Genomic DNA, 19218 nt, shown 5'->3' on the forward strand with positions numbered 1-19218 from the left:
GCCTATCCGCTATGGTACAGCTACACGAGCAATCAGCTCAGCTATCATTTGGTCTTTGTCTAACCCTTTAGCCTCAGCCACATAACTCAAGCCGATACGATGACGTAATACGCTAGGCGCGATCTCTTGAATATCATCAGGGGTTACAAAATCACGACCGGCTAACCACGCTTTAGCTCGAACGGCACGATCTAATGCAATCGTCGCTCGCGGACTAGCACCAAAAATAAGGCTTCCTTTAAGGTCGTCGCCGTAGAGTTCAGGCTGACGTGTCGCCATAATCAAAGCAATTAAATAATCCTCAAGATTCGGCGCCATATAAGTTTCCATAATGGCAGATCTAGCACTAAAGAGTTCATCTTCAGTCAATGTAATTTCAGCAGATGCCATTTGTCCATCTAAGCTTGCAGTATGCTCATGGCGCACAAGGCGGAGAATCTCTTTTTCCTGTTCATGGTCTGGGTAATCCACCCTAATATGCAGCATAAATCGATCCAACTGCGCTTCAGGTAGAGGGTAAGTCCCCTCTTGCTCTAATGGGTTTTGTGTGGCCATTACCATAAAGAACTTGGCTAAGGGATAAGTTTTTCCTGCCACCGTGACCTGGCGTTCAGCCATTGCCTCTAAAAGCGCTGATTGCACTTTAGCGGGAGCTCGGTTGATCTCATCAGCCAAAAGTAAGTTACAAAATAGAGGACCGGGGCGAAAGCTAAACTCACCCTTCTGAGTGTTATAGATCTCGGTACCGGTAATATCGCTCGGTAAAAGATCTGGCGTAAACTGCGCTCGATGAAAAGTACCTTCTAAAAGATCACTTAATGCATGGATCGTACGTGTTTTAGCCAGCCCTGGCGGCCCTTCTAACAACACATGTCCGTCAGTGAGTAGTGCGATGAGTAGATACTCGATAAGTTCATCTTGAGCTACAACACGTTTTTTTAATGCATCCGACAGCGCAATCAACTTCATTTGTAACGTTGTCGTATCGACAGTCCCTGTTGCTACTTCTGCTGTCATATATTACTCCTAGCACCTTTTAAATATTAAAATTCAACGAGTTATCTATAATATATTAGGTCAATTGTTTTTATTTCAAGCGCCGACCAACATAATCTGACTATAGATTTGAGAAGAAGTTCCAGATAAAAAACCTGACGTTTAACGCTTAACAGATAAAAAAAAGCCATGCATTTCAACATGGCCTATTTAAAATTATTTAAGGGATAAATTTACTGCTCTGAGAGTTGATCCTCACTCAAAAGACCATACTTTTTGATTTTACGATGTAGGGTCGATCGACTAACTCCCATTGCTTTTGCTGCACGCGTAACCACCCAGCGATGCTGTTCCAAAATACTTTCTAACTGCTCTTTTTCTGAAAGCCTGCCAGAATCACTAGCAATAGATAAAACACGTAACGGCGGTACTGTGTTCACATCCTCATGCTCTTTTTGTAACAGCGCTTCGCTAGAAAAAACCTCATCAGGCAAATCATCTAGGCGTATCATATCTCCTTCTTTCATACATAGCGCATACTGAAGGACATTTTTAAGCTGCCTAATATTTCCAGGCCAGCTATATTGACTCAAAACGTCCATGGCTTCTGGATGAATTTCCACTTGATCAACCTCCCCCTCATCAAGACAAAGAGCCTGCAGCACTTTATCAATGATAACTGGCTGATCACTACGCTGTCGTAAACTAGGCAAAGTAACTTGGAAACCACCTATGCGATAATACAGATCTTCCCTAAACTCTCCCCGTGCAACATACTCTTTTAAATCACGGTGGGTCGCACAGATCACGTTCAAACTAACACCTACAGGCTCATGCTCACCTAAAGGAATTATTTCACTTTCAGCCAGCACACGTAGCAAGCTAGCTTGAAGCTCTAATGGCATATCACCAATTTCATCAAGAAATAAGGTACCGCCATCACTCGCTTGTATCTTACCCATCTTGCCGGCTTTAAGACCACCCGTGAATGTGCCCGCACCATAACCAAACAACTCACTTTCAATCAAAGACTCAGGAATAGCGGCGCAATTAAGTGTGATAAACGGTTTATCTGCTCGATCACTACTATTATGTAGTGCTCTTGCCCACACCTCTTTACCTGTTCCCGTTTCACCTTGTAAAAGGATACTAATACCTTTGTTAATAATTCTCTGGCAGCGAGTTGCTTGCTTAAGTAGTGTTGGCTCTTTCCCAGCCGCTAAAATGAGTGGTGTATTAACGGGAAGATTACTATCAACCTCTAACGGTTTAGCGGTCGTAGTTCTCGGTTGGTGGCTCTGAATTTGATATGCATTATTTTGTAAAAAATTCACATGGAATTTATACGGTTTCCCCATGACTTGCATATAGTGTTCGACACTACCGGAACCTGCGGCTTCCAGTTGTTCAAAGCTTAAATTAAAGACATCTTGAAATTTTTTACCGACAATCTCATAACGATCACGACACCCTAATGTCAAAAGAATAGGTGTCGTCGCAGCCACAATGGTACCGCTGTCATTAACAGCAACTAGCGCTTTGGTAATAGACACAACAGGGGAAACCGAAAAGCTGACAACACGCTGATTATGATAAGCATCTTTAAACACCAATGCTTCAATTTCATCAGCGGTCTCACAGACCATATTTAATGCTAACGCCTGACCAAGCCGATTGCCATTGGCAAATGTGGACGCGTCAATAGCACCAAACGGCGTACCATCAGGGGAAATAAGTGGGGCAGCGGAACAACTAAAGCTTTGTAAATTATTACCGTAGTGCTCTTCAGCATAAACAGTGACGGGACTACATTCAGTTAAGCATGTTCCGACCCCATTGGTCCCAACAATACTTTCTGACCACAAGGTGCCCTGCCTAAGTCCTTTTGCAACTAAATCATGACCGACACTGGATTCGGCAAACGATTTAACCGCTACACCCTCTTCGTTAGTAATAAGAACCGTATAACCGCTATTTTTGGATAAGGTTCTTATCTTATCGAATACGCCGATTGAATCACTCAGTAGCTTTTCTAAAGGCTCGCGACGTTCTTTAAACTCAGAGTCGGTAAGCGATACAAATTTCACATCAGCATGCTGCGAAATTTTGTATCTATCTCGGCACCTTTCCCAAGAGTTTTCAATGTATCTATCAGTTAAAGCATCTTCGTTCTTTGGAGGATTTCCAGCGTGAAAACCCTTTTCATTAGAATGATCTACACTTTTAGAAGACATCTTTCCACCTGCTCATCCCCGCCCCGCTAAAGTACTACACAAAAGTACTACAATGAGGACAAGGTATTTTTTTTATATTTATATGCGTCAGTCTGCGGCACTTTAGGACAAATAATCAACAGTTTTTTGTATTAAAGTCACCACTTAGGCTATTTTTTCAGCCTAACAATCATTTTTACAGCACAAAAACTCCATTAAATTATAGCTTTGATATTGTCTTCGAATGCATACTCGTCAGCATGGTAAGACGATCTCACCAAAGGCCCACATGCTGCGTGCACAAAGCCCATTTCCATAGCCATATCATGTAGCCGATCAAACTCCTCCGGAGTCACATAGCGGTCAACAGGTAGGTGATGTTTACTTGGCTGCAAATACTGCCCTATTGTAATCATGTCGACATTCACATCACGCAGGGCTTGCATCACCTCATAAATTTCACTTTCACTCTCGCCTAAACCAAGCATTATGCCGGATTTAGTCATAATCTCAGGATGCTCGATTTTAAAACGTTTAAGTAAGGTTAAAGACTCTTCATAACTAGAACCTGGACGGATTTTTTTATACAACCGAGGTACAGACTCTAAATTATGATTAAGAACATCCGGCACACAATCCGTGAACTGAGCTATAGCCTCATCTAACCGCCCTCGAAAATCCGGCACTAAACACTCGATTCTGATGCTTTCGCTACGTTGACGGATCTCTTCAATACAGGCAACAAAATGCCCTGCACCGCCATCACGCAAGTCATCTCGGTCCACTGAGGTTATTACTACATACTTCAGCCCCATACTAGTCACAGCTTCAGCAAGCTTAGCGGGCTCATCATTATCAAGCGCATTCGGGCGGCCATGTGCCACATCGCAAAAGGGGCACCGACGAGTACAGATATCCCCCATGATCATAAAAGTAGCTGTTCCTTTACTGAAACACTCATAAAGATTAGGACAACTCGCTTCTTCGCAGACTGACGCCAAACTGTGTTGTCGTAAGGTCTGTTTAATCTCATTAACTTGAGGTGAATCGTTATAGCGTACTCTGAGCCAATCAGGCTTTTTCAGCTTTCCCTCTTCCGTTGTCGGTATAATTTTAACGGGAATACGATCTACTTTATCCTGACCTCGTTGTTTAATTCCCTGCTGAATACTTACTTTCTGCATAACAATGCAAACTCCAAAAATAAAAAAAGGAGCGCGGAGTGCGCGCTCAAAAGTTCTGCTTTGGGAGCGCAGAAGCGGAGATGACAACAACATTCATCGCAAATCCTCAAAGAGAGGAAACACCATACTCATTTAAAAGCTCACCTAGTGTTCCATCTTTTTTAAGATCAACTAAGGTTTGGTTAAATGCCGCACGAGTATTCTGATCGGCTTTTCTTAAGCCCAACGCATAATCGTAATTTAACTGAGCATTTAATATTTTTTCTGCATCGACCTCGACCAACTGCAAGCCATGCTGACGCTGAAACCAGCCACTAGATACATTACTCACTACAGCAGCATCAATTAAGCCATCAGCAAGCGCCTGTAAGCGACTAGCCTCATCAGCAAACCGTACAGCTATACCTATCTGCTTTGAACTAAGCGCGTGCGAAGCGATACTGCCAGAAGAAACCCCAACCACCATAGCCCCAAGATCATCAAGGTTTTTAATGGTTGGCTTATTTTTTAACGTAACAAGTTTAAACTCTAGGCGCAGGTAGGGATCCGAAATCAACATATACTTAGAATCACCATCGCCCAACCGAGCAACACCTGAATACAGATCACAACCTACTTTCTTTGCTTGGCGCCTAGGCATAATCCACGAAACATTGAGCGCAACATCTAGTTTTTTAGCAATCGCTTTAGCAACATCAATTTGGAAACCTTTAGGCTTTTCTGCTCGTGCAGAAAAAGGCATTTGAGCTGGATGAGCGCATAAATGCAGCTCACCCTTTTCTAAAATCTGTTCAATTGTTCCTGCTGACGCTAGAGGGCTCAGGACAAAACAACTCAACACAGTTAATTTTTTTATTGTTGTAAACATTTTGAGTCTCCAAACTTATTTTTCTTCACTTAAAGACAATATATAAGTCACCAACTCCCAACGTTGTTCAGGTGTAAATGTTCTTTTCCACGGTGGCATAACAAGTGAGCCTCGTTTTTTACCTTTTGTAATCGTTTTGAAAAGGTAGTCAGCGTCGAACTCTCGGCCTTGTAACTTACGCGCTTTACCGCCTGATCCTTCATATCCATGGCAATAGACACAGGTCTGATTAAAACGTTTTTCACCAATAGCAACTGAAACACTTTCTTTACTAAATACTTTCGCTTTCATTGCGGCGATATGTTCGGGCGTTTCTTTATCTTTTTTCTTTTCGGTTTTACTCTGATCATCAACGGGTGGAGCTACGGCATAAGCAACACCACTTGTAAGTACAAGTGCTAATAAACCAATACGAATAGGTGTGAAAATATTTTTATTATTCATCGTTATCTACTCCCAATAGATAGCTTTTACAAAACAGAGGAGATGGCTGTACTTCACCATCTCCTCATTACAGCTCAGCGAACTAATCTTCCAAGGTAAATGCAACCAACGCTGCACCACCCGGTAAGCCACCTACTTCAGGAAATGCACTCGCCATAAAACCAGGCGCATGAGATCCGAAGCCTGTTGAAGCAAGGATATACTGCTTACCATCAACCGAATAACTTACGATACCGCCACGAATACCTGAACCGGCATTAAACTTCCAAACTTCCTTACCGTTTTCAGCATTGTAAGCGTGGATAACACCATAAGGGTCGCCATTGAAGACTAGATTACCGCCAGTGGTCAGCACGCTACCTAGACCAGGTAACGGATAATCAATAGACCATTTCAATTTACCGGTAATAGGATCACGGGCATCAAGACGAGCAGAGGCTTTTTTGCCAGGAGGTGGAACAGCAACCAGTTTGCTAACACCTAAATAAAGGCCGGCAATACCGATATTTTCATGTTCCTGAGGGGCTGGTACAACGATGTTACAAACTTCCATCGCATTGGTGTACCACAAACCTGTATTAGGATTGTATGCACCATGGTTCCAGCTACGTGCGCCTAGAAGATAAGGACATATAGTGGTTTCTTCACCAACAGGCATCGCCTTACGGCCAATTAACTCGCCTGTTTTAGGATTAATCCCTTTAGTGAAGGTGATGTTCTCAGCCAATGGCCAAACATTTTCCACTTCACCCGTGCTCTTTTCGAGTACGAAGACATAACCACTTTTATTCAGGTGAACCAGCACATCTTTGCCGTTATGGTTCAGGCTAAGTGCTTCATAAGCTGCGTCATAATCCCAAACATCATGCGGAATCTCTTGACGAGCCCACTTCAACTTACCTGTTTTAGGTTCAAGCGCCAAAAGGCTGGCACTGTGCTTGTTATCGCCTTCACGTTCAGCGCCATAAAAGTCAGGCGCGGCGTTGGCTGTACCGATAAATATAGTATCGCTCTTGGCATCATAGGTACCGGGTAACCATGCACCACTACCACCGACTTCGCCCGAATCACCAGGCCAGCTTTTCGGATCATCCTTTTGAAGAATATCAAAGGTCCACATCTTTTCACCGGTAATAGCATTTACCGCGAAGATTTTACCTTGCGTTGGCTGATCACCACCGGTAGTACCACCGAACAGCACATCACCTGCGAGCTGTGGTGGAGATGAGAAAAGACAGCCGTAACATTTTTCTAGATCAGTAATCTGAGTAGACCACTTCTCTTTACCTGTTTTCTGGTCAATCGCAATAAAACGACCATCCAAAGAACCGACATAAACATTACCATGGCCTACAGTTACACCACGGCTGGCTGCGACATAAAAAACTTCATCTACGATTGAATCAAGGTCTGGCTGATAATGCCAGATGGTTTTACCTGAAGCTGCATTTACAGCGAATACATTATTATTAGGGCCTATGTAATAAGCTACGCCATCAATAACGATAGGAGTCGCTTGTAGACCCATCTCGATATCACCAGGCTGGTGAATCCATGCAACTTTTAACTTATTAATATTACCTACATTAATCTGATCTAACGGACTAAAGCGCCATGCATCAGAGGTTCTGTGGTATTGAGGCCAATCATTGGGATTTTCTGTAGCGGGGCTCGCTGCAACCGATGTAGTTGCACCAGACAATGCAATACATGATGCGATACTTGCAGATAGCACTAGTTTTTTTATTTTAATCACTTCTCGTTCTCCATCTATCGATATAATGCAAACTTACACTTAAGCGAATAAGTCCACCCTCATATGTACAACTCAAGCAGCAAAATGCAGGCCATAAACAAAAATACGAATCTATATCATTGATATATATGGATAATAAAAAACCTCACAGACTGAATAAAATCATTAAATGTCGGAAGAGCATGGGTTATACGTCACAAACTGTATCAATCAATGGAACAGTCTGTAGTGGTATATTTAATAATCCTCATTCACATGGAAATAACGACTAATCCCAACCCCACATAGTAGAAACCTAGCACTGACTTAGACCACCTTACTCCAAAACAAGCCTCACAAGCAGAAAAACAGGTTCTCAGCTAACAAAGAGTTTTGAATTAGCCTTCGGCATAATTATTGCTTTCGCCAATAGTGACTTAATCGTCATAAAAATGATTATTAAAAACAAGAATCAAAATTGAAGGAGTATTTTTATGAACTGGACAAAACCAGCCTATACAGATCTTAGAATTGGATTTGAGGTAACAATGTACTTTGCAAACCGTTAAGTAAACGACTGAAACATACGTGCCCGCCCCTGTTTATGCAGGGGTTCTAAGATTAATGCCCTCCTTATTAGAAATAACCACTGCAACCAATAAAGACGGTCTGCCTCAGCCCCTGAAACAGTGTGATTCAAAACCTTGACACACACTGACCCAAGCCATGCTTTAAGTGTTATAGAATTTCATCATCAGCAGTAAATACGTGGCCTACAGAGCATAAAAAAACAAGCTGAGAACTGGCATAAAAAGTGTATTTCTCTATACAAACACTAGTAAAACATGGAGTACACAAATGAAAAAAACAAAAATAATTACAGCATGCCTATTCCTTTTAGCCTCGTTTGCACAAATAGCTCAGGCGGGAATGCCAGGAATGCGCGGCGTTCAACATTTAGGGCTCACTGTCCCAAACGTAAAGGAAGCAACGGCATTCTTTAAAGATGTCATTGGCTGTGAGTCATTTTTCTCCATTGGCCCATTTGGACCTTTTGACGATGATTGGATGACAGAAAACCTTAATGTTCATAAGAAAGCGGTCATAAAAACAGCCCACCTTATGCGTTGCGGTAATGGCCCGGCTCTAGAAATTTTTGAATATTCCGCACCTGATCAAAAACAAACACCTCCTCGCAATAGTGATATAGGCGGTCACCATCTTGCATTTTATGTAGATGATATGAACGAAGCTGTCGCATTTTTAGAGAAGAAAGGCATCAAAATCTTAGGTAAGCCTCATACATTTACCGATACAGGTATGAAAGATCTGACTTGGGTTTACTTTATGGCGCCATGGGGAATGCAGCTTGAAATTGTGAGCTACCCATTTGGCCAAGGTTATGAAAAAGAGACCGGTCGTAGAATGTGGGACCCGCGCTACTAACAGATACTTCACTCTACTATTTGAACCCTATTCATAGCCCCTCCATTTTAAGGCGGTGCTATGAATAGAAGGTGGCCAAAATAATGAAAAAAATATTCGCACTATTTACACTACTATTCTGTTCAATCGCTCAAGCGCATTTCACACATTTTGAGCCCCGTATCATTCATCTTTATCAAGATAATCAAGATACTATTGCCCTAATGCGTATGCCCCTACCTCTAGTCCTTCTCGACAACACATGGCAAGGTATAGATAGCAATCAAGACCTACCGTTCACAGAACAAAGAGCTACACCGGAAGGGAATGATTATTTTATTAAGCATGATGAAGTGCGAATAACGCTTGATCGTTTAAAAAACTACATCAGCCAAGGCTACACATTCACAAAAGATGGCGTTACTCAGCCCTTCTCTGTTGAACAGATTCATATTTTCAATACCGACAGCCGCAAGCCCTTTAGCAATCTAGATACCGCATTAGAGAACTTTAGCGGCGAACTGGCGATCACTCCTGATGCAACTAAGCTCTTTGATTCAGGCATTGATATTCAATTACGCTTGCCGCATACATCAATTGTCGAAAATGATATTACGATCACAAGCTATTTAGGAGATAAGTTTAACGCCATCAATCGATTAGCCAACATCATTACTCTCCACATAGATGAGCAGCAGATCTCTGAAACTACCGTCGGGATTTTAGACTACTCCTCTCAGCACCAACCTACGCTTTCTCATAAATTAATGAGCGGATTTAAGGATGGGTTTAGTCATATTTTGATTGGCCTAGACCACGTGCTTTTCGTCGTTCTTTTGTTTTTTAGTGCCCCAACATTTTTAAGACTTTTATCACTCGCTACGGCCTTTACTATTGGTCACTCATTTAGTTTATTTGTGGGAGATAGCGCGCCGATCTCATCCCCCCTTTTCACCCCAGGCATCGAACTCTTAATTGCTCTAACCATTGGCATAACAGCCATCGCTCTGCTTTTTAATAAAGCACAACATTTAGGCACAACTCCCCTACTTATTATCGGCGTTATCCACGGCTTTGGCTTCTCATTTGTATTTAGTGAACTGGCGCAGGAGGGAGCTCAAACTAGCCTTATTAACCTGTTCGGTTTCAATCTTGGAATAGAGGCGGGACAGTTATTTATCTATGTAGTGATTTTTGCATTGACTTCACTGCTCAGTAAAAAGCTGATATTCAACAAACCGCTTCCCTATTATGTCTCTATAGGTACGCTCGCCATATCAAGTTACTGGATAGTCACTCGCGCTATTCCTCTCGTAGAATACGCAGCAGCCTAAGAAGAGAAGAGAAGAGAAGAGAAGAGAAGAGAAGAGAAGAGAAGAAACATCTTAAAACAAAAATTCAGAGCCAGGATAACCTGACTCTGATTTTTTTTATCCTTTACGGCGCGTAATAACACCTTTCTGAGGATCATAACCAATCACGGCCAGAACAAAGAATAAGATAAAACATCCACTTACTACAGCAAGCGCAGTGAGACTCAGTTGTCCATACAAGGCAAAGCGTACTAACTCAACTGCGTAGCTAAATGGATTATATTGCGCCACTTGATAAACAACCTCAGCTCCAGACTCCTCCAGCTTCCATAAAGGATAAAGTGCTGGCGAAATAAAGAACATAGGGAAAATAACGAAGTTCATCATGCCGGCAAAGTTTTCAAGCTGCTTGACGGATACAGATAACAACAAACCTAAAGAACCAAGCATCAACGCTGATAATATAAAGGCTGGAAGCGCTGTGAACACACCCATAAACGGTATATCTACATCAAATAACCAACAGATTACTAAGAAAGCATAGACCTGCAATAGAGAAAGTAATGTACCAGCTAATAGCTTACAAAATAGAATATACCAACGGGGTAGCGGTGCCGTAAGCAATAAACGCATCACCCCTACTTCACGGTCATACACCATTGTTAATGATGATTGCATGCCATTAAAAAGCATCACCATACAAAGTAAGCCCGGTGTTATATAAACATTATATTCAATATAGGATTCGTAAGGCGGTATAACCGCTACGCCAAATACATTTTGAAACCCAGCAGCAAACACCAGCAACCAAAGTGCCGGACGCACCAACGCAGAAAACAAACGTCCTTTCTGACGAAGAAACTTACCAGTTTCTCGGGCAGATAATGCAGTGAACGCATTGAAAGCATGCGATGTATTCATTATTTAGCTCCTGACGCAGTATTTTTGGACAAATCACACTGCCCCTCTCCACGATCATTACCTAGTACATCTAAATTATTTACAGGGTGTAAAAAGCCTTCAACTGGGGCACGGCCAATCACTCGATTAAGTGATGTTAAAAATATAGGCTGTCTCAGCTGATGATTCCAAGGCTTGAAATTAAGAGGGTAACCTTTAGCACCATCCAATTTAAAATCTTCAGCTAATAAGGTATTTAACAGCAGATCAGGTGCGAAGTTTTCTTGTCGCAGAACACCTTCGGCGATCACTTTCACGGCCATCCAAGCGGACCAGTCATAGCCGGTCATTTGACGCTTACCTTTTTTGAAAAAACGTTTATTTACCTGAGGAGCGCCATTTCGTTCCCATGCCCAATGCCACCAATCAGCGACAAGGCCTGCAGCACCTACGACCGGACGCGGCTGGATAATTGAGTACGGTACATCTACTGCAAATTCACCACTATGATCAACAACATAGACTACATCGTAATCATCTTTAGCTGTCAGTAGAGAGATATTATTACGGTAGCGTTGACGCGGGTCATTACCCAACTTAAACGGTTTTTCATTAACTATATCAACACCAAACTTTTTCGCTGATACTTGTAAAGACTGCAAATAGCGTGAATCTGCTTCGCTTTCACTGTAAAGCACCAATACCTCTTTCCACTTTTTGGAAACAAGATATTGCGCCATAGCATCAGTCAACATACTTCGACTGGGTGCTATATGCAGTAAATTAGCTTGGCAATATTCACTACGTAGATCGTTATCCAAGGCACTTAAATTAAATAATAAGCTCTCTGGATTTTGGATGGCTTTAGATACAAGCCTAACCCCTTCACCTGGTAGATCTAATAAAAAGAATCGCGTTCCTTGCGCTTCTAATTCTTCGATAAGTTTAGGTAAGGCACTCAGTTCAGAAACCGCTTCGCGATCAAGTTCAAATTTAACCCCTTTTTTCTGAGCGGCAAATCTTGATTCTTTTATCGCAAGTTTTGCGGCGTCATTTAAACGCCCCCACGGCTGAGCCTGATACCGAGCATCGATAATGTTATCTCTATATCGAGGATCTTCTTCATACTCGATCAGCGCAATGCTAAGGGTCTTCAACTCATCTGCTGACATCACCAAAGGAGAACCCAAAAGGGTTAACACTGAGATGCAACAAGCCAAGAACGGTCTAATTATTTTCATAAACTGAATGCCTCCCAATCTTAGTCGTCTACAACAACATCATGAGGCACTCGGCCTGCTGGTACTGATTTGATAACCTTTAATTTCGCAGTATCAATCACTGCAAGATCATCACTCTTACCATTTGTGACATAAAGTCTGCTCTCATCATTATTCAGACTAATACCCCACGCGCGCTTGCCAACAAGAATATAATCCAACACTTTATGAGTCGCTGTCTCAATAACGGCTACATGGTTAGCGTTACCTAAAGTCACATAAGTAAGCTTGCCATCTTTAGTCATTGCCATACCTACTGGCGAGATGCTCTCAGCGCGCATGCCTTTAGGAGCAAAACTTAGCTCAGCGGTCTGCTCATAAGTTGTAGTATCAAGAATGGTGATCGTGCCGCCCACCTCGTTACTCACCCAAAGCTCTTTCAAATCGGGTGTTAGTTCCATTCGGCGTGGACGGTTACCCACAACGATGTTCTCGATAATTTCTCTGCTTTCAACGTCAATCACATGGATCATATTCGCGACTTCAGATGCCACATAAACTAAACGGTTATCAGGGCTAACTAATACACCTTCTGGCTCTTCGCCTACTTCAATCTCAGCAACTTTTTTGTCTGCTTCCAATGAGTAAACCGTTACAAGACCGTCATCTTCATTTGAAGCATAAAGAAATTTCTCATCCGGTGAGATATCAAAACGGTCTGGATCTTCACCTATATCAATACTTTTTTTGACTTTTAGCGCAGCCACATCAATTACATCAATGGCGTCATCATCACCACAGGCTACATAAAGAAGAGAACCATCTTTACTTAGCTGCATAGCACGAGGACGTTCACTGGTTTTAATCTCAGTAACTTTGTTCATACCCTTGGCATCAAAAACAGTGACCACATCATCTTTTTCACTGCTCACGAAAACATAGCCTGATTTAGCTTGAACATGAGCCGCAACACTCAACGACAAGGCTAACGCACTGGCCTGCAATCCAAATTTCATTCCTTTCAAAAACTTATTCATAAGCGACTCCTATTTCTTTGTTATTATTAATCAATTGTGAAAAAGCATCTGCGAGGGACAAACTAGGTTCAATCCCCTGCGACTGTAATTGTTCGGGGGAAGACTCAGCTAATATCTTGCCTTTATCTAATACGATCACACGATCAGCAGCTTGAACTTCTTCCACTATATGCGTACTCCATAACACGGCGATTTCCCGCTCTTTACAGAGTGAAAGCACATGGTTTACAAGTGATTTGCGCGATTCAGGATCGAGACCTACAGTTGCCTCATCCATCAACAAAACTTTTGGCTGATGTAATAAAGCACGAATAAGTTCAATCTTACGGCGGTTTCCGCCACTCAAACCACGTACTTGTTTATCTCGGACAGCCTGCATATCAAAGCGCTCTAATTCACTATCAATGCGCTCTTCTGCCAACTTTCGGCTTAGCCCATGAAGTAGACAATGAAATTTAAGATTGCCATGTACCGTCAGGTCTAAATCTAATGTTGCTTGCTGAAACACAACACCTAAGGTTGATAAGGCACCAATGGGGTTACGACTAATATCATGCCCGCACACATGAATCTGGCCTTCATCACTATTAAACAAACCGGTTAACAGCTGGAACAACGTGGTTTTACCTGCCCCATTCTGGCCAAGCAGGCCTATGAACTGAGCTTGTTTTATAGACAAATCTATCTTATTAAGTGCTGTTAGCTGACCATAACTTTTACTAACACCAACTAACTCTAACGCTGCAGGGGTATTCATATAAAACCTCCTGAAAATGACTCATATTCAATACCGTCGGCCTGTCCTTCTAACAAGCCAGGGTTTTGACTGAGTAGATGTTTTTTCCAATTCTGAAAATGGATATCCTCATCAGCCCGTGGTCGAGGAAGATCAACTTCCTTATCAAGTAGTACCGTGCCGGGGGATGAAGATAAGAAAATGATACGATCAGACAACTGAATCGCTTCATTAAGGTCATGCGTAACAAAAACAACCGTTGTTTTATGCTCTAACCACAGTTCAACTAAAAGAGATCGCAAGCGGTGGGCATTAGGGGCATCAAGAGAGATAAAAGGCTCATCTAAAAGCAAAACATCTGGACGAGTTAAAAAAGCCCGAGCAATACTCACTCGCCGTTGCATACCACCTGACAGCTGCTTTGGATAACAATCTGATTTACCTTTTAAGCCAACCTTATCCAGCATCTTTTCTATCTCAAACGGTGCAGAATCAGGCATAACTAGACGAAGGTTATCAGCGACAATAAGCCAAGGCATTAGACGCGGTTGCTGAAAAATATAACTCAATTTACAAGGAGGGCTACCTGCCAAAAGCTGATCATTAAATCGAATAGAGCCGTCTTGAATAGGTTCTAGCCCTGCGATCATATTCAACAATGTGCTTTTACCCGTTCCTGACGGGCCGACAAGAGAAACAAATTCCCCCTGTGAAACGTTAAATGCAAGAGGGCCTAATACATCAGGCATATTTTTCGCGTAAGATTTCCGTTCAATAGCGATCTTAAGATTAACCATTACAGTCCCCCCTTATAGCGACCATTATCGCCCGCACCGCTGTCGTTATAATTTCCTCTCGCTATATAACGGTCTAAAGGACGCATCAATAGCCCTTCAATAACCAAAATAATTGCTGCAAAAGCTAAGGTGTATGCCAAGATACTGGCAATATCGAAGAAGTGAAAAAAGGTACCTAGCTGGAAACCCACACCATCACTGCGACCTAAAAGCTCAACAACAAGGACAACTTTCCATATCAATGAAAGTCCTGATCGAGCTGACGCCATGATGAACGGATAAAGCTGAGGTAGGTAAACTTTGAAGAAACAACGAAACGGAGAGACTTTAAAAACTTGAGCGACTTGAAGCAGGTCTCTATCTACTACTCGAGCCCCCTCTCTTACCATCACGATCACGGTCGGAATTTTATTAATTGCTACAGCAGTTATAGCCGCGGCTTCGACTAAACCAAACCAAACGTAACATAAAATTATAGTGACAAGAGCCGGTACATTCAGCGCAATCACTAACAACGAATCCCCCGCTTCATTCAAGCGAGGAAACGCTCCCATAACGATGCCGATCATTACGCCAAAAAACATAGCGATACAAAAGCTTAATGCAACACGGTACAGCGTAACCATTAAGTGATACAGCATGTCACCATTAACCAAATGGGACTGTAAACTAGAAAAAACTTGGACTACGCTAGGCACATTATCGCTAGCCAAAAAAAGAGCCGTACACTGCCAACCTAATAGAATCACACCTAATGGAATTAGCCATCTAAGCAAAGATAGTGACATTACTTTGACCTTAGATGTCTGATTAGACTCTGTTTCACTCTCTGTCTTAAGCTTTTCTAAATCACGACCTTGAAACGTACGACTGTGGCTGTGACGCATTATTTAGCGCCCCCAGCTTCCAGTTGTATTACGCCTTCATTCTGATCAGGCAACCAAAACAATGTACGATCTAATTGCTCTGCGCCCCCCGTCAATGCAGCACCACCTTCTTTAGCCATAATGCTATACAAGCTATCAAGTGCATTTAATTCGCTTAATCCAAATTGACGAAGCACACCTTCTCGGTAACTTTGCTTAAGCGCCAGAAAGACTTCATCACTTTCCACCCGCATAAGAGGTCTAATACGCTGCCACTCTTCATCTGACGTCAATAAAATATGGCGAGCTTGTTGTGATGCGATCAAAAACTGGCCTAAAAGCTGTTGATTCGCTTTGCGCCACTCTTCGGAGAACACCCAACCGACAAGCGGTACTTGGGTATCAACGCCTAAGCCTTTAATAATCTCATCAACCGTAATAATCGGTTTAAAACCCCGAGCCTTAAGCTTTGCACTGTAATGCCAAAAGTTCAGGCTTAATGCTAACTTTCCGTCATACATTAATTTGTTTAACAACGGCGGTGCGGCAAAAACAGGCTCTATAAGCTCTTTTAGATCTCGGCCCAAATGCTGTTTGCTATAGGCTTGCAATAACAACCAGCTTTTATCTACGGAACCGCCAGCAATTCCAACCCGCTGACTATAGAGATCGCTTAAAGAACGAACAGCACTATCGGGTTGGGCGTATAAGCCTCCAGCTGCCGCTGATACCGGCGAGAAACCAAACATGCGGTTATTAAAACGCTGACGATTCACCCAGATCCAATCACTAAACATTAGATCAACGGCTTTACTTTGTAGGGCAACAGCACTTGAATCTTTGCCACCTACAGGCATAACAGCCAGCGTGAAATTATTTTTTTCATCAAGGTGGTGGTGACGGATAACATCCATCTCCCAATTGACAGTACCATGCTGCAAAGTTGCAACACGTACATCCGGATAGTCTTCAGCACTAGCCTTCAAAGCAATAAAGGCGATTAGTAATACAATTAAGTAATGTGGCATAACCTTATCTTTTTTATTTATTGTTGTTATCAGTAAGCCCATAAATGCATAACAAGAAGATCGCTACATGGATAACCATCAACACTGCGCAATTAGGCTTTGCTTTAGTATTCAGCAACAACTAGGCCAACCCCAAAAATCCTTATGATTAGGGCGTTTCAAAAGGAATTGCTACAGTATTAGCAACAGAGTGTCGCAAACAAAAGAAACATATGACCCAGCAAATACCAACAAGTGTCGCAATAACTACTCACTTGACGACTAACAGCAGGACTTTAAATAACAAAAAAGGCCCAAACCCTCAGAAAGAATGGGCCAATTAGAGCCTTAACCTTTAGCAAATACTTTAGAGTTACGCTCATTTCTGAAGGTAAACTCATCAGGATTATTAACCACCGCTTCCGCACGTTCCCGCGCTTCTTCGATCAGGTGATGATGCTCCGACTTAGCACAGACAGGATCCGCATTGTACATATCCCCTGTCAGCATAAAGGCCTGACAGTGACAGCCACCAAAGTCTTTATCTTTCTCATCACAGCTACGGCAAGGCTCTTTCATCCATGCATTACCACGGAAGTGATTAAAACCAGGACTCGTATCCCAGATCTCTTGCAAGCTCATCTCAGTGACATTGGGGAACTCGATCGGCAACATACGTGCACTATGGCAAGGAAGCGCTTTACCATCCGGCGTGACCGTCAAGAACACTTGGCCCCAGCCGTTCATGCAGCCTTTAGGGCGCTCTTCGTAGTAATCGGGCGTCACAAAGATCAGCTTGATCGGATTACCTTCAGCCGCCAGTTTTGCACGGTATTCATTGGTAATACGTTCAGCCCGCTCGAGTTGCGCACGGGTCGGTAGGAGCTGCTCTACGTTTTCATAAGCCCAGCCGTAGTATTGGCAGGTGGCTAACTCAACATAGTCTGCATCAAGCTCAACACACAGCTCTATAATACGGTCGATACGATCGATATTATGCCGATGGGTCACGAAGTTAAGCACCATCGGATAACCTTGGGCTTTAACCTCTTTGGCCATTTTTAGCTTTTGCTCAAAGGCTTTTTTCGAACCGGATAACATGCTGTTAACGGATTCATCACTGGCCTGAAAGCTGACTTGGATATGATCTAAACCCGCTTGCTGGAACTCAGCCATTTTATGTTCATTCAGGCCGACACCTGAAGTAATCAGGTTCGTGTAGTACCCCATCTCATGGGCGCCCCCGATCAGTTGGATCAGGTCCTGTCGTACTAAAGGCTCACCGCCTGAAAAACCCAACTGAACCGCCCCCAGATCTCGCCCTTGCTGGAAGACATCCAACCATTGCTGGGTGGTGAGTTCTCCACCAAAGTCAGAAAAATCAAGCGGATTGGAGCAGTATGGGCATTGCAGTGGGCATTTATAGGTCAGCTCAGCGAGCAGCCAAAGAGGCTGCCCGTGAGATTTGTCATCGCTAATAATCGGCGGTGTCGGTTGTGCGTTACAAGGTGATCCAGTGTTGGCCATGTGCTTCTCCTAGAAACTCGATAATATCGCCACTCAGATCACCCGCATCGGGGAACTTGGCTTCCAGCTCTGATGTAATGGCCGCGACGGAACGCTCGCCATCCACTAGACCTAGAATCTCTCCAGCGGGACCGTTGAGTTGAATCATCCCTTCAGGGTAAAGCAACACAAAACAGTTCTGTGCTTTTTCCCATTGAAAGCGAAACATCTTATTTAACACCGGCACTGAGGCCGCTGTTATCTCAATATCACTCATTAAATAGCCCTTTGTGATAAACCCGTTGATCCGTCACGGTATGGTACGGTGGACGTTTCAGCTCATAGGCCATGGTCATTGCATCCAGCATGCTCCAAAGGACATCCAGTTTAAACTGGAGGATCTCAAGCATACGCTCTTGCTGCTCACGGGTGGTGTAGTGATCAAGGGTAATACCTAACCCATGCTCTACATCGCGACGGGCTTCGGTTAGGCGGTTTTTAAAGTACTGGTACCCGTCCGCTTTGATCCAAGGGTAATGCTGCGGCCAGGTATCTAAACGATTTTGGTGGATCGTTGGCGCAAACATCTCGGTGAGCGAGGAGCTTGCGGCTTCTTGCCACGACGCACGACGGGCAAAGTTAATGTAAGCATCTACCGCAAAGCGTACGCCGGGTAAAACATGCTCACAGGAGAGTATCTCTTCACGGCTCAAGCCGACGGCCTCGCCTAAGCATAACCACGCCTCTATTCCACCCACGGCGCCGTTGTAGCCATCATGATCCAATACCCGTTGAACCCAATGTCTGCGCACATCTCGATCAGGGCAGTTAGCCATAATCGCGGCATCTTTTACGGGAATGCTAATTTGGTAATAGAAACGGTTAGCTACCCAGCCACGAATCTGTTCGGGGGTGCATTTACCGTCATACATGGCGATATGGTAAGGGTGTTGCGTATGATAAAAATCGCC

General features: G+C 43.2%; 19 protein-coding genes. 3 read left to right on the forward strand and 16 right to left on the reverse strand.

Features of this window, described 5'->3' with window-relative positions:
• Positions 1 to 9 precede the first annotated feature (9 nt).
• The 6 genes from Q4492_RS12735 to Q4492_RS12760 form a co-directional block, all read right to left on the reverse strand.
• Complete coding sequence (locus tag Q4492_RS12735) at positions 10 to 969, reverse strand: MoxR family ATPase (RefSeq protein ID WP_303418567.1); 960 nt, start codon at positions 967 to 969, stop codon at positions 10 to 12.
• Between the two features lie 260 nt (positions 970 to 1229).
• Entirely contained in the window at positions 1230 to 3230 is a 2001-nt protein-coding gene (locus tag Q4492_RS12740) for a sigma-54-dependent Fis family transcriptional regulator (RefSeq protein ID WP_303418519.1), read from the reverse strand.
• A gap of 194 nt (positions 3231 to 3424) precedes the next feature.
• Entirely contained in the window at positions 3425 to 4393 is a 969-nt protein-coding gene (gene lipA / locus Q4492_RS12745; RefSeq protein ID WP_303418522.1) for a lipoyl synthase, read from the reverse strand.
• Positions 4394 to 4499: 106 nt separating this feature from the next.
• Positions 4500 to 5261, reverse strand: a complete 762-nt coding sequence (locus Q4492_RS12750; protein WP_303418525.1) for an ABC transporter substrate-binding protein — start codon at positions 5259 to 5261, stop codon at positions 4500 to 4502.
• A gap of 15 nt (positions 5262 to 5276) precedes the next feature.
• Positions 5277 to 5705, reverse strand: coding sequence for a cytochrome c (locus tag Q4492_RS12755; RefSeq protein ID WP_303418528.1), 429 nt, complete (start codon positions 5703 to 5705; stop codon positions 5277 to 5279).
• A gap of 82 nt (positions 5706 to 5787) precedes the next feature.
• Positions 5788 to 7461 (reverse strand): PQQ-binding-like beta-propeller repeat protein, encoded by a 1674-nt coding sequence (locus Q4492_RS12760; RefSeq protein WP_303418530.1) that lies wholly within the window; start codon positions 7459 to 7461, stop codon positions 5788 to 5790.
• A gap of 473 nt (positions 7462 to 7934) precedes the next feature.
• Between Q4492_RS12760 and pqqA the strand changes: the two genes are divergently transcribed.
• From pqqA to Q4492_RS12775, 3 genes are all read left to right on the forward strand, one after another.
• Positions 7935 to 8009: a pyrroloquinoline quinone precursor peptide PqqA gene (gene pqqA, locus Q4492_RS12765; RefSeq protein WP_303418570.1), complete on the forward strand. Its 75-nt coding sequence runs from the start codon at positions 7935 to 7937 to the stop codon at positions 8007 to 8009.
• A gap of 289 nt (positions 8010 to 8298) precedes the next feature.
• On the forward strand, positions 8299 to 8886 hold the full coding sequence (locus tag Q4492_RS12770; RefSeq protein ID WP_303418533.1) for a VOC family protein: 588 nt from the start codon (positions 8299 to 8301) through the stop codon (positions 8884 to 8886).
• Positions 8887 to 8969: 83 nt separating this feature from the next.
• Positions 8970 to 10199: a HupE/UreJ family protein gene (locus Q4492_RS12775; protein WP_303418536.1), complete on the forward strand. Its 1230-nt coding sequence runs from the start codon at positions 8970 to 8972 to the stop codon at positions 10197 to 10199.
• A gap of 96 nt (positions 10200 to 10295) precedes the next feature.
• Here Q4492_RS12775 and Q4492_RS12780 read toward each other — a convergent pair whose 3' ends face one another.
• The 10 genes from Q4492_RS12780 to pqqC form a co-directional block, all read right to left on the reverse strand.
• Complete coding sequence (locus tag Q4492_RS12780) at positions 10296 to 11099, reverse strand: ABC transporter permease (protein ID WP_303418539.1); 804 nt, start codon at positions 11097 to 11099, stop codon at positions 10296 to 10298.
• Positions 11099 to 12319, reverse strand: a complete 1221-nt coding sequence (locus tag Q4492_RS12785) for an amino acid ABC transporter substrate-binding protein (RefSeq protein WP_303418542.1) — start codon at positions 12317 to 12319, stop codon at positions 11099 to 11101. Before Q4492_RS12785 ends, Q4492_RS12780 begins: the two co-directional genes overlap by 1 nt.
• 20 nt (positions 12320 to 12339) lie before the next feature.
• Complete coding sequence (locus Q4492_RS12790) at positions 12340 to 13335, reverse strand: PQQ-dependent catabolism-associated beta-propeller protein (protein WP_303418544.1); 996 nt, start codon at positions 13333 to 13335, stop codon at positions 12340 to 12342.
• Positions 13328 to 14092 (reverse strand): ABC transporter ATP-binding protein, encoded by a 765-nt coding sequence (locus tag Q4492_RS12795; RefSeq protein WP_303418546.1) that lies wholly within the window; start codon positions 14090 to 14092, stop codon positions 13328 to 13330. Before Q4492_RS12795 ends, Q4492_RS12790 begins: the two co-directional genes overlap by 8 nt.
• The gene (locus tag Q4492_RS12800) at positions 14089 to 14868 is read right to left on the reverse strand and encodes an ABC transporter ATP-binding protein (protein ID WP_303418549.1); all 780 of its coding nucleotides are present in this window, start codon (positions 14866 to 14868) and stop codon (positions 14089 to 14091) included. Before Q4492_RS12800 ends, Q4492_RS12795 begins: the two co-directional genes overlap by 4 nt.
• Positions 14868 to 15755: an ABC transporter permease gene (locus tag Q4492_RS12805; protein WP_303418552.1), complete on the reverse strand. Its 888-nt coding sequence runs from the start codon at positions 15753 to 15755 to the stop codon at positions 14868 to 14870. Before Q4492_RS12805 ends, Q4492_RS12800 begins: the two co-directional genes overlap by 1 nt.
• Entirely contained in the window at positions 15755 to 16762 is a 1008-nt protein-coding gene (locus tag Q4492_RS12810; protein ID WP_303418554.1) for an ABC transporter substrate-binding protein, read from the reverse strand. The genes Q4492_RS12805 and Q4492_RS12810 overlap by 1 nt, the downstream gene beginning before the upstream one ends.
• Before the next feature lie 327 nt (positions 16763 to 17089).
• Positions 17090 to 18268 carry a pyrroloquinoline quinone biosynthesis protein PqqE gene (gene pqqE / locus Q4492_RS12815; protein ID WP_303418555.1) on the reverse strand — a complete coding sequence of 393 codons (1179 nt, stop codon included), beginning with the start codon at positions 18266 to 18268 and terminating at the stop codon, positions 17090 to 17092.
• Positions 18243 to 18524 (reverse strand): pyrroloquinoline quinone biosynthesis peptide chaperone PqqD, encoded by a 282-nt coding sequence (gene pqqD, locus Q4492_RS12820; RefSeq protein WP_303418073.1) that lies wholly within the window; start codon positions 18522 to 18524, stop codon positions 18243 to 18245. Before pqqD ends, pqqE begins: the two co-directional genes overlap by 26 nt.
• On the reverse strand, positions 18517 to 19218 hold a 702-nt coding region (gene pqqC / locus Q4492_RS12825), incomplete at its 5' end, for a pyrroloquinoline-quinone synthase PqqC (RefSeq protein ID WP_303418557.1). The genes pqqD and pqqC, both read right to left, overlap by 8 nt.

It is taken from the genome of Neptuniibacter sp. 1_MG-2023 (assembly GCF_030547185.1).
Taxonomy (GTDB): domain Bacteria; phylum Pseudomonadota; class Gammaproteobacteria; order Pseudomonadales; family Balneatricaceae; genus Neptuniibacter.

Excerpts from the sequence above, each read along its gene's own strand:
- Q4492_RS12735 (WP_303418567.1), bottom strand. The coding sequence starts at position 969 with ATGAAGTTGATTGCGCTGTCGGATGCATTAAAAAAACGTGTTGTAGCT.
- Q4492_RS12740 (WP_303418519.1), bottom strand. The coding sequence starts at position 3,230 with ATGTCTTCTAAAAGTGTAGATCATTCTAATGAAAAGGGTTTTCACGCT.
- lipA (WP_303418522.1), bottom strand. The coding sequence starts at position 4,393 with ATGCAGAAAGTAAGTATTCAGCAGGGAATTAAACAACGAGGTCAGGAT.
- Q4492_RS12750 (WP_303418525.1), bottom strand. The coding sequence starts at position 5,261 with ATGTTTACAACAATAAAAAAATTAACTGTGTTGAGTTGTTTTGTCCTG.
- Q4492_RS12755 (WP_303418528.1), bottom strand. The coding sequence starts at position 5,705 with ATGAATAATAAAAATATTTTCACACCTATTCGTATTGGTTTATTAGCA.
- Q4492_RS12770 (WP_303418533.1), top strand. The coding sequence starts at position 8,299 with ATGAAAAAAACAAAAATAATTACAGCATGCCTATTCCTTTTAGCCTCG.
- Q4492_RS12775 (WP_303418536.1), top strand. The coding sequence starts at position 8,970 with ATGAAAAAAATATTCGCACTATTTACACTACTATTCTGTTCAATCGCT.
- Q4492_RS12780 (WP_303418539.1), bottom strand. The coding sequence starts at position 11,099 with ATGAATACATCGCATGCTTTCAATGCGTTCACTGCATTATCTGCCCGA.
- Q4492_RS12785 (WP_303418542.1), bottom strand. The coding sequence starts at position 12,319 with ATGAAAATAATTAGACCGTTCTTGGCTTGTTGCATCTCAGTGTTAACC.
- Q4492_RS12790 (WP_303418544.1), bottom strand. The coding sequence starts at position 13,335 with ATGAATAAGTTTTTGAAAGGAATGAAATTTGGATTGCAGGCCAGTGCG.
- Q4492_RS12795 (WP_303418546.1), bottom strand. The coding sequence starts at position 14,092 with ATGAATACCCCTGCAGCGTTAGAGTTAGTTGGTGTTAGTAAAAGTTAT.
- Q4492_RS12800 (WP_303418549.1), bottom strand. The coding sequence starts at position 14,868 with ATGGTTAATCTTAAGATCGCTATTGAACGGAAATCTTACGCGAAAAAT.
- Q4492_RS12805 (WP_303418552.1), bottom strand. The coding sequence starts at position 15,755 with ATGCGTCACAGCCACAGTCGTACGTTTCAAGGTCGTGATTTAGAAAAG.
- Q4492_RS12810 (WP_303418554.1), bottom strand. The coding sequence starts at position 16,762 with ATGCCACATTACTTAATTGTATTACTAATCGCCTTTATTGCTTTGAAG.
- pqqE (WP_303418555.1), bottom strand. The coding sequence starts at position 18,268 with ATGGCCAACACTGGATCACCTTGTAACGCACAACCGACACCGCCGATT.
- pqqD (WP_303418073.1), bottom strand. The coding sequence starts at position 18,524 with ATGAGTGATATTGAGATAACAGCGGCCTCAGTGCCGGTGTTAAATAAG.